Here is a 10,281-nt window from a genome sequence, read left to right on the forward strand (position 1 = left end):
CGCTTCTGCGGAGCCGTGATTTCAATCAAGAAGCAACTCGATCGTCGACGCCCGCCCGATCAGCCGAAAAGGTCGCCGCACGCCAAACAAAACGGCGATCGGGAAGGTCGCGTCATCGGTTTTGCCCGCCCAGCGCCGCTGGAGCCTGTCGAGGAATTTCGCAAACTCAACGCCGCAGCCGAAGGCCTCAGCGCGTTGTGCCAAGTCGTCAAGGTTCGCTACCGTCTCAGGCAGCACCGCACTTGTGATGGCGCCATTTGGCGGCCAGATCAGCACCGTCGCGGTGATGCCGCTGTAGCGTCCTTCGCTTTCGGCCTCAAAGGGGAAAGCAGACATGTTGCCGACGGCAGCGGCAAATTCATTGTGCGCCGAGAGGGTGTAGGACCTTTTGCCAGCGAGATCCTTGCCCTTCATGAATTTGGTAGCAAGCCATACCGAGCCGGACTTGTCGGTGATCTGGCTTCGGGCGAAGTCCGCATCGATAATAAGCCGGTCCGGCAGGCCTTGGCGCATCACGGGTTCCCAGCCATGATCCGGATCCATCAAGGTGCCAATTGCTGCGCGACCGAGCCAAACGCCCATCTGGTTGACGATGGCCCCGATGCCGAGTTCGATCAGGCCGTGCTGATTGAAATATTCGTCCTGGTTGCCATCCACAAGACAGGGGGTTGGACACACGTTTTCCGAGCCGGGCGTCAGATGGTGCAGGTTGCGCGGAAAGCCCTTGCGCAGGGTGAAGGTGGGGCACCGCCACGGGTAGTCAGCGCCAAGCAGGACCTCAACGCGTTCGACCGGCAGGACGCCGTTAGGGGCGGTGCCCTTGGCGTGCCAGTGCGTTGGCATCTCCACGGCCAGATCAAGGAACAGGGTCGCCACGTCGTCACCGACGGCGATCAGGCCACAGCGCTGGCATTGCGGAATCTCTGTTGCGACACGCAGAAAGTGTTCCGCGTGCCGCTTCATGTCTGCCGAGGCCATGGCTCAGCCGTGGGATCTGGGCGTCGTCGTCACTCCGGTCACGCCGGCGATCGAGGCGGCCTTTTTCGGGGTCAGCGCCAGCTGCTTGGATGTGCCGACGCCGGTGATGTTGAACTCGACCGGCCCGTCGTGCTCATCGGCATACTCGGTCGTGCAGATGAAGCGTTCGGCCGAGGTGATCGAGACATATTCCCGCTTGGCCCGCTCATGAGGCGGGTTGTCGTCGTCCTTTTTGATGGGCTTGCAGGAGGCGACGATGATGGCGCCGTCACGGGTCTGGGAGAGTGCGTTCCTGGCGTCCTCGGACACCTTGACCTTCTCGCCCATCTCGGACCAGCGGTCGTGGCTCAGGGTGCGCCAGGAGCAGTGGTGCGGCGTCTCCATGACATCGTAGCTGAGCCAGTCCTTGTTACTGTCCTTGTGGCGCTGCCACAGCCGGTCCCAGATGGAGACGTCCGCGTCGCCACCGGTCAGGAAGCGGCAGCGGTCGGCCACGCCGTCGCCGGCGATGGAGAACCGCACGATCGCCGAGGAGTTGTTCTTCTCGAGGACTTCGATCAGCTCCTTGTCGTCTTCGTCGACGTACATCGGCGCCAGCAGGCGGCCTTCGAACTGGCCCGTGTTCACGCGGTCAGCTGCGGTCAGCAGGCCGTCCTGCTTGACCGGGATGTCCGTGAGATCATCGGTCTTGCCGTCTTTATCCTCACCGAGGATCAGGATGCGGTCGCCTGAACCGGTGCCGGTCAGGCCCTTCTCTTTGAACAGCGCGACCCGGCGCCGCGCTTCGGTGGCCCACGCCTTGGCCTCGTCGCAGAGCTTGTGCTGCTTGCTGGCGCGCCGGAACACGATCGGCGACGACCACATTTCGCGGATCAGGATGAGGTTCTCGTCACCCTCCGGGAAATCCTCGGGCGGGCCGAGGTGGAAATGCGTCGTGAGCCCGGTCACGTGGTCGGAATCCGGGTGCGAGAGCAGGAAGGCGTCGACGTAGAGCCGGCCCTTGTCGTCGCGGGAGAGGCGCCTCTTGAGATCCTGGGCAACGTCGTAGGTGTCGTCCTCGGGATCGTCGGCGGCGGCGCGGATGTTGATGTCGACGAGGATCGTTTGCCGAGCTAACCCATGGAAAGCTTGCGGCCCTCGGCATCCTCGCCGCCGTGCATGCGGGCTACCTGATCTTCGGCGTCACCAAGCGAGCCACGCTTGACGCCTCGAAGGCATATGCCCGCCAACTCACCCTCAGCTGCGAGACGCTGATGGTGCAGATGAAATCGGCCTGAGCTGCAACGTTCCCTGTGGCGCGCACGAGTGTCGCCAAGCTGTACAGGTTCAGGTTTTTGAGCCAAGCTGGTGCGGAAATTGAAAGCCTGCCCGTGACCGACCGCGAAATCCACCTTTACCTCGATGACAGCGGCAGCCGTGAGCCAGACCGAGAGCCCAGAGAGAAGCGCCGGGACGAAATGGATTATTTCGCCCTCGGCGGCATCCTCATCAACGAGGAAGACGTCGATGAGCTCTATGCCCGCCACAAGGCCTTCTGCCAGAAGCACGGCATCACCTACCCGCTCCACTCCTGGGCGATCCGGGGCGGCCGTGGCGACTTCGGCTGGCTGAAGAAGCCGGAGTCCGCTTTTGAATTCCTGGGAGACTTGCAGGGGATGCTGCTTGGGCTGCCCGTGATCGGCATCGCCGCGGTCATCGACCGACCGGGCTATGTTGCCCGCTACCGCGACCGGTACCGGGACCAGCTCTGGTTCATGTGCAAGACCGCCTACTGCATCCTGATCGAGCGCGCCGCCAAATATGCCCGCAGCCAGGACCGCAAGCTGCGCGTGTTCTTCGAGCGCGCCGGCAAAGCCGAGGACCGCGACCTGGTGGCCTACACGCGGATCCTGAAGACGCAGGGGATGCCGTTCGACGGCGCCAACTCCGCCAGCTACGGGTCGTTAACTGCCGAGGAGTTCAGGGACATCGTGCGCGGGGAGCCCCGCGGCAGAACCAAAGCCACGCCGATGTTGCAGATCGCCGATCTCTACCTCTATCCGATGGCCAAGGGCGGCTATGACCCGTCCTACCGGCCCTACAGGGCCCTGATGGACCACAAGCGTCTCATCGACGCGCACCTGCAGCCCGAGGACCTGGCATCCTGCGGCATCAAATACAGCTGCTTTGAACGGATAAAAAACAAAGACCCGGACTAGCCGGGCCTTCGTTTTGAAAAGTTCGGCTGGCGCCTGGCGCCAACCCCGGAGCGATGCTCACGCCCAAAGTATGGGTATTGACGCTCTCTTTGTCAACACCCCGGGTGAACCTCTGGTCGGGGCGTCCCTATCTTATCACTTGCATATAGCACGGTTCGTCTGATCGGCACTTCATATTATCAAGTCCTCTTCTTTGGGTGCAGCGCGGTTCCCCGGCCCCTGAATCCAGGGACATAGGCCGGGCGAACCTTGAAACACCCTCCCCCTGAATGCAGAACCGTCCCCAATGCCCTTGCGTCATCACGGGAAACCACCATATCTAGGCGCAGTTCATCACAGGGAGCCTCAGATGGCCCAGCCAGAAACCGCCAAGGCAGACGTCGACAAGCTACGCACCAACGAGAAGAAGTGGACCAAGGCACTCATGGCCACGGGCTGGAGCGCTTTCCCCAACATCATCATCGAGAAGCAGCAGGCTCTCGGCCTCGATGCGCTCGACATGAACATCATCATCCACCTGGTCCAGTACTGGTGGCTGCCCGACAACCTTCCCCACCCCTCGGTCGAAACCATCGCCAAGGCGATCGGGGTGACGCCCCGCACCATTCAGAAACGCATTGCCGCCCTCGAGGCCCTTAAACTTCTTGGCCGGGAGGAACGGCGCAACACGCCCAATGGCAGCATGACGAACCGCTATCATTTCGATGGCCTGATCGAGGCCGCCAAGCCGTTTGCGCTGGAAAAGGCCGCCGAGATCAAGAAGGCGGCCGAGGAGAGATCGAACCGGTTGAAGCGTAAGAAGCCGCAGCTGGTCGTGGACAACGATGCATAGGCAGATCGTGGCGTAGCTCAGAGGATAGAGCGCCTCGCTTTCGACCTGGGTGGTGCGTGACACCGCTATCTAGGGGCGAGGAGGTCCCAGGTTCAAGTCCTGCCGTCACGTCCAAGGCCCACCGGGAGTCGTGCCATGCACGGAGAATCTCAATCGAACGGCGTCATATCGGTCGGGGGCACTTCGACTTGAGACTCCAGAACACCAAAATCAACTGGACTGCATGATCCCAGAATCGGAAGGCGCCACCCCGTTCGGTATTTTCCTGCTCGCCGACTCCTTTTTGCAGGCCGCGAAGGCCGTTGATGCCGGTCGCCGCGGTCTGACGTCGGGACCGACCAGGTTGCTTTGCTACCATGCGTGCGAACTCTTCCTGAAATGCTACCTCCGCAGCGCGGGCCGAGACATTGAGGCTTTGCGGGCCTTGGGGCACAATCTGCACGAGATGGCTGTGGCCGCTCAAGGTTCAGGCCTGGTCCTGCCTGCCAGAACTGTCAGCCAAGCCAAAACTCTGGCCGACAAGAACGATTATGTGCGTGTGCGCTATATGGTGGTTGAAAAGCCCGGAGACATCCGACCGGAAGTTCTGCTGGCGATGACTGAAAGCATCCGAGAGAGCGTCAGGCTGGCGCTCGGCATGGATCCGCTCGGCAACCCACACCCTTAAGCGCGCCGCCCCAGCGAACTATTCTTTTCGTCAGGCCCCGCTTTTTTCGGTGTCTCGCCCACGAAGACGCCCGGTCGGTCCATGCGAAGGAGTACGGCGCAAGGGAATACGCCGATTGGCGCCTCCGGACTGACGAATTCCAGGCCGACCTGCACCGCCGTGGCGTGCCGTCAGGCCGATCGCCTGGTAGCCCGGCGTTTGTCCGCTTCCGTAGGCAATCTCTGCTACAGTTCTCCCATGTCCCTGTTCTCCCATCTCGATCCGTATCTGCTCAACCCAGCCAACGATCCACTGGTGTTCGACGCCACGCTGGCAGGCCACGGGAGCTACACGACGGAACATTTCGTCTTGCGCCTCAGTCCCCGCGCCCATGAGCTTGTCGACGCGCTCACCCAGCGCGACACCGAGGGTCATGACGCAGCCGAACTGTACCAAGCCTACTCGACCTATCTGCACGAAACCGTGCATTGGTGGCAGCACATGGGGTCCACTGCGGGACTCATCCTCAGCCTGGCGTACCCGGCGCAAATCTATGGCAGCATGACGTCTCTTCAGACCTTTGCGCGGGGCGCCGGCGTCGCCAAACCTGTAAAGGCTTGGGCGCACAGGGCGATGCTCGACGGTCGGACGCACTCTGATCCGGTGCTCGCCGCCGCCAATATTGCCGTCAACAACGCGCTCGACATCAAGTTCTACAAGCAACTTGCCTGGTCGCCGAAGTCGATCCTCTCGCTGGAGCAAACGCCCTATTTTCAGAGCGTCGGGCACAGCTACCTCAAAACCTATGGTGAGATCGTCCACGCGATCAACGGGTCCTGTGACTTCGCGGAAGGGCAATTTCCCGACCCCGGTCGCTGGGATGCACAATTCCTCAAACTTCAACTCAGCCGGATTGAAGGCTTCCATCGCGGTGCGCGCCCACCTTACGCCGACATCGGCATCCAGCAGATATTCGAAGGCCAGGCCCGCTTTTGCCAAATTCAGTATTTGGCATCGTCAGGCGGCCGAGCTGCTTCAGACGTATCGCGAGCAAGGCTACTTTGCGCCCGTCTATGTCGACTCGTTTGAACTGTTCCTGGTGCTTACTGGGACAGAATGGCCCGAACGGTATGACAGCCCGATCGTCGGCCTGTTTCTGCTGATCTGCGATCTGGCAATCAACCCGACGAGGGGGTTTCCGCTCGACATCGAGTTCTTCGAGGACTTTATCCGCGACGTTGATCCTGGCGCGCGCTTCACAAGACTTTGCCTGGCCGCAGCCGAAACCCCCGAGCTCGCCCAGGCGGTGCAAAATTTCTCCGCTCAGGAGTATGAGCACGTCGCGGCGCGACTGAGCGAGCGATGCGGATACGATGATCCGCGGACGGGACTTGCTGCCGTGGTCGGGCTGCTCGGCGACAAGGGCCCTGTCGATGCCCTGATGGAGGAGCATCGTACGTTCAACTATGCCGGTGTGAACATGCCTGTCCGGGTCCTGGTCTCGCACTTCATCGCTTTTTGCCGAGACAAGCAGCGCAGTCCCGAATTTTTCTGTTGGCCGGGCATCTGGATGGCGGGAGACAACTTCAACCCTGAGGCCGGATCGCTGTTCGTCACCCATCTGTCCCTCTTCCAGGACAGAGGTGACACCGAGCAGATCTTTCCTCGCGCCGTGCGCGGCCGGAGCCCCGAAAACATCAAGAAACTGGTCAACACCTTCTTTGGCGGAATGCTCGTGTTCGATCTCGCCCTGCAATGGGTCCTCGAGCCGGGACCTTTCCGCTACGATTTCAAATGGCTTACCGGGAAATCCGAAAATGCTGCACTGATCGCCTTGGCGAGCGACAGTTCGCGCAGTACTACGGCCCGGATCCTGACACCTGCACTCTGATCGACTCGCCTGTTCCCTGAGGGTCCCGACGAGCGCCTAGCCACATGCCGGAGGTGCAGGCACCGGCCGGCATGCCAGCCGTGGGGGGTGTGACGCGCCCCCGTCCTGACCCAAGTAACGACATGCGAGATGGCGATGCTTGCCTTTCACCGTGTCTTACGTACAATGTCCGTACGATATGGATTCGGTACGGACTTGATTGGAGGTAGAAATGGTGAAAACCGAGCGATTCGAGCTCAGGCTCGATGAAAGCACGATTGACCGGATCGATGCTTGGCGGGGAGAGCAGCGTGACCTCCCTTCGCGGGCAGAGGCCATCCGCACCTTGGTGTATACTGGGCTTGAGGCTGGTCGGCGCAAGGCCTTCCGGCCGACCAGCTCTGAAAAACTGATCATGTGGATGCTAGCCGAAGTCCTGCGCCAGCATAAAGGCTACGAGGACATGAAGTCAGTCGAGTTGATTCAGAGCGCCATCTACGGAGGCCATTTCTGGGGCCTGGAATGGGAAATGTCGGGCATCTTTCACGATGAGGTCGACGACCCCGAGGCGCTCGACTTCGTGGTCGACACGATGGCGATGTGGCGAGCCATTGAATGGGGATATGAGAAGCTCAGTCCCGAAGACAGGCAGCGCGTCGAGGACCAGGTGAAGTACTGGGGGAAAAACCCCAAGTTTGACGGCTTCGACGGGAACGAAGAGGGACGCTACATGTCGATGGCCAAATTCATGGTCGAAAAGCTCGGGCGCTTTGAGGAGTTCAGGGACAGATCCCTGAACGCTCACGCCAACACGGTGTCGACTTATCGCGAGATGCTGCAGAAATATGCCGAAATCGAGGCCCGCCGCGGTTCGCCGGCATACAGGCGTGCCGGCCAGTTGCTCAACGCCGACGAGCTCATCGAGCTCCTCAAGCTCCGGTAGCGAATGGTGCAGAGTCGCTGGCCACGATAAGCTCGGGTCGGCGTGGAATCGTCAGTTTGCGGACCGTTCCAAAACTGCCTTTAGATTATTCAAAATGGCGCGCCGCATCTCCTCGGCGCCCAGGCCCACAACGTCGCCAAGCATGCGAACGGCCTCGTCCACGCCGCCCGGCGTGACGGGGGAACCATCTACCTCCACGAAGGGACCATCCGTCTCCGTGAGCAGCCGGTCGAGCGGCAAGGTCCCGAGGAGAGCCACTGACCGCTCGGACCTGAACATGGCCTGGTTGACGGAAAAATAGCACCCGAGAGCCGCAGCCCGCCGCGCGTCTGCGACCGATCCGCTGAACCAGTGCAGCACCACCTTGCCACTGCCCTTGGGAAGCAGCTCCTCGATGTGGTCGAGAACCTTCGACGCCGTGCGGACGCTATGCACGGAGAGGATCTTGTCCCCCGCCCTCTGGCAGGAGGTTAGAATACGCCTGAAGACGTCGACTTGACGATCGATCGAGCGGTAGTGTGCGGGGCTCGCATCGAGACCGACTTCGCCGACATACCTCGTCTCGGGCAACAGCGCCTCGAACAGGGGCAGTTCGGTCCAGCGCTGCTCGGCAAGATGCGGGTGAATGCCGAGCCCAATGCGCACAAACTCGGCGCCCTTTGCAAGGTTCATGTTCTGCCTGAACGCCTTCGGCGTCGTCGTCACCGCGAGCGTCGCCACCTTAGCCTCTTCGCAGGCTCTTATAGCCGCGGCCGGATCTGGATACAGGTCCAGGTGACAGTGGAAATCGACGAGGCGTGGTGCAGACATGCTCAGCTAGGCTTCGCCCTGACGGGTTCGAGGAAATGGGCCACTTCCTGCATCCCTCGCACGAAGACGTCAACATAGTCGTCAATCTCGGACGGCTCGTCGGTCAGCGGACCGGGGATGCGCGCGAGGGCCTTTGCGGCCCGCGGATTCCGCCGTAACCGCTCCGCCATCAGCTGAAACGACCTCACATGTTCGCCCTCGGCCTCGAGCGTATCGAGACGACGCGCCGCCAAATCCTTCACCACATAGGGTGTCGTATCCGACTCGTTCGCGTCCAGGCCGGCTGCCAGGGATGCTCTGCGGATCAGACAGGGGACGCACGTTCCGCAGTGCTGCGGTGGCAGGCCTCTGTAGCGGGCTTTCGCCGGCGAGGAACACGACATCGACGAGGGAATGGCCCGTCGCAACAGCGCCGGATCCTCGCAATCCCTGACCATCTGACCCTTGGTCACGTGGCGATAGGGGTTTTCCAGACGCCGGGCGATGCCAAGCCCCCGCATCAACTCGTTGAAGCGCGCCATGTAGAATGGGTGAGTGGTGCGGGTGCTGAGCGAACCGAGGCGGAGCGGGTCGAGGGGTACGTTGAGGCCGATCAGGCCGTTCTCGGGCACGCGGACCGGGGCGTCAGACGTCAGCCCCGAAGCCGCCAAAATGGCCAACGCGAAAAACAGGAAGGATCTCCCCCTCTGGCTGTTTTCCACCTCGCCGGTGTCGACATGGTTGCGGTCGAAGCCGAGGCGCGCCCGCAGGGACAACGGCTCGTTTGTTTTGTAATTCTTGCGCAGCAAGTCCAGCAGCAACGTCTGCGCCTTGCTCGTCTCCGAATCCCAGTAATGGCTCACCAGAAGCGGCTTCCCGCCCCCGGCCAGGAAATCCAACGCCCCGACGAGACTGTCCAGACCGCCGGAGAACAGACACACTTCGTCCGGCTCGGCGAGGCCCAGCGACGGCCGCGCCGTTGCGATCGTCGCAAAGGGTGCGGGCCGTGCCCTGAACACGATACGCCAATGGTCGCCCGTCAAGAACCTGAGAGTGCGGGCGAGCAACGCTCCCTGCGCCGCCCACAAGTCAGGCTCACGCACCGGCACCACTAGGTCCAGCTCCCGGGTCCAGCCGTCCTGTGCATTCGCGGAGCGCGAGACGCGGGTGTCGGCCGCGTTGACCATGGCGGCGACGATGACGAGGTCGATCGCGGTTTCCGTCCGCCGGAGACCGAGGTCGGCCAACGTCTGCAGCGCGTTGCCGATGCCGTAATCGAGCCGCTTGTTCGCGGCCACGAACTGGACCGTCACCGGCGTCGCGTCCGGCTGGACGACCGGCACGGCCCCGTTATCCGCCGCACCCAGGCGGCCGACAAACACGAAACGTCTCATGCGCTATCCCCCAGGATGCGGATCAGTTCGAAGGACTGCTCGTAGATGGCCTGGACGAAGGCCTCGACGCCCGCGTAGGGAACTGACGCCAGCGTGCCGCCCGCAGCCGCGAAGCGATCGCGGACGGTGCCCTGGATGAAGTCGTGCAGCGTCCTCTGAATGATCTCGACCGCGGCAACGTCGGTCGGGAGCCGTATGGACCTGCCCCCGATCTCGTTGAACAGCTTGGTCTCGATCGAGCGTGCGAGCGCACCGGTGAACACGGCGTCCAGCACGTCGGGCGTGGCGCCATCGAAAGGCAGATCTCCCGCCGCGCCGAGCTCGCCCACGGTCTCGAGCATCGCGTTCCTCGCAATGGCCTCATCAATCGTCCCGCCGTCAGGGCACAGGAGGTCCGTGAGGGCGAGGAAGACGTCGGCTATCGGGGCGCCGACGAGGCTCTGCAGGTTGAAGAACCGCAGAGCCGCAGCCGGGCCGTTCTGCGCCACCTGACCCAACAGCTGTCCCAGGCCAGTCATCACCCTGCGGGACGGCGCCATGGCACGGGCAGCGTTGCGTGCACCGCCCATGGCTCTGACGTACTTGCCGGCGGCGCGCCTCAGGTCCCTGCCGCCACCCCCGCGCGAGCGGG

At 62.3% G+C, this 10,281-nt stretch carries 12 protein-coding genes and 1 tRNA gene; 8 read left to right on the top strand and 5 right to left on the bottom strand.

Annotated features, from left to right (window positions below):
- Positions 1-21: 21 nt before the first annotated feature.
- Together EOA60_RS06660 and EOA60_RS06665 are read right to left on the bottom strand one after the other, a co-directional pair.
- Positions 22-978, bottom strand: a complete 957-nt coding sequence (locus EOA60_RS06660; RefSeq protein WP_091600498.1) for a hypothetical protein — start codon at positions 976-978, stop codon at positions 22-24.
- Positions 979-981: 3 nt separating this feature from the next.
- Positions 982-1,926 carry a hypothetical protein gene (locus tag EOA60_RS06665; protein ID WP_189347894.1) on the bottom strand — a complete coding sequence of 315 codons (945 nt, stop codon included), beginning with the start codon at positions 1,924-1,926 and terminating at the stop codon, positions 982-984.
- Between EOA60_RS06665 and EOA60_RS38180 the strand changes: the two genes are divergently transcribed.
- From EOA60_RS38180 to EOA60_RS06695, 8 genes are all read left to right on the top strand, one after another.
- Complete coding sequence (locus EOA60_RS38180; RefSeq protein ID WP_206533512.1) at positions 1,927-2,094, top strand: hypothetical protein; 168 nt, start codon at positions 1,927-1,929, stop codon at positions 2,092-2,094. It begins immediately after the preceding gene.
- 38 nt (positions 2,095-2,132) lie between these two features.
- On the top strand, positions 2,133-2,255 hold the full coding sequence (locus tag EOA60_RS39635; RefSeq protein ID WP_268931439.1) for a hypothetical protein: 123 nt from the start codon (positions 2,133-2,135) through the stop codon (positions 2,253-2,255).
- Between the two features lie 57 nt (positions 2,256-2,312).
- The gene (locus EOA60_RS06670) at positions 2,313-3,176 is read left to right on the top strand and encodes a DUF3800 domain-containing protein (RefSeq protein ID WP_236473432.1); all 864 of its coding nucleotides are present in this window, start codon (positions 2,313-2,315) and stop codon (positions 3,174-3,176) included.
- A 349-nt stretch (positions 3,177-3,525) separates the two neighbouring features.
- The gene (locus EOA60_RS06675) at positions 3,526-4,008 is read left to right on the top strand and encodes a helix-turn-helix domain-containing protein (RefSeq protein ID WP_126037961.1); all 483 of its coding nucleotides are present in this window, start codon (positions 3,526-3,528) and stop codon (positions 4,006-4,008) included.
- 6 nt (positions 4,009-4,014) lie between these two features.
- Positions 4,015-4,122: transfer RNA gene (locus EOA60_RS06680), tRNA-OTHER, on the top strand.
- A 109-nt stretch (positions 4,123-4,231) separates the two neighbouring features.
- Complete coding sequence (locus EOA60_RS06685) at positions 4,232-4,675, top strand: hypothetical protein (RefSeq protein WP_091600259.1); 444 nt, start codon at positions 4,232-4,234, stop codon at positions 4,673-4,675.
- Between the two features lie 910 nt (positions 4,676-5,585).
- The gene (locus EOA60_RS06690; RefSeq protein ID WP_127335043.1) at positions 5,586-6,545 is read left to right on the top strand and encodes a hypothetical protein; all 960 of its coding nucleotides are present in this window, start codon (positions 5,586-5,588) and stop codon (positions 6,543-6,545) included.
- Positions 6,546-6,756: 211 nt separating this feature from the next.
- On the top strand, positions 6,757-7,467 hold the full coding sequence (locus EOA60_RS06695; protein ID WP_091600257.1) for a YfbU family protein: 711 nt from the start codon (positions 6,757-6,759) through the stop codon (positions 7,465-7,467).
- 51 nt (positions 7,468-7,518) lie between these two features.
- Here EOA60_RS06695 and qatD read toward each other — a convergent pair whose 3' ends face one another.
- From qatD to qatB, 3 genes are all read right to left on the bottom strand, one after another.
- Positions 7,519-8,277, bottom strand: coding sequence for a Qat anti-phage system TatD family nuclease QatD (gene qatD / locus EOA60_RS06700; protein WP_091600256.1), 759 nt, complete (start codon positions 8,275-8,277; stop codon positions 7,519-7,521).
- A gap of 2 nt (positions 8,278-8,279) precedes the next feature.
- Positions 8,280-9,650 carry a Qat anti-phage system QueC-like protein QatC gene (gene qatC / locus EOA60_RS06705; protein ID WP_091600255.1) on the bottom strand — a complete coding sequence of 457 codons (1,371 nt, stop codon included), beginning with the start codon at positions 9,648-9,650 and terminating at the stop codon, positions 8,280-8,282.
- Positions 9,647-10,281, bottom strand: a 635-nt coding sequence (qatB, locus tag EOA60_RS06710) for a Qat anti-phage system associated protein QatB (protein ID WP_206628105.1), incomplete at its 5' end; no start/stop codon positions are given. The genes qatC and qatB, both read right to left, overlap by 4 nt.

The organism is Mesorhizobium sp. M1A.F.Ca.IN.020.06.1.1, from assembly GCF_004023265.1.
Taxonomy (GTDB): Bacteria; Pseudomonadota; Alphaproteobacteria; order Rhizobiales; family Rhizobiaceae; genus Mesorhizobium.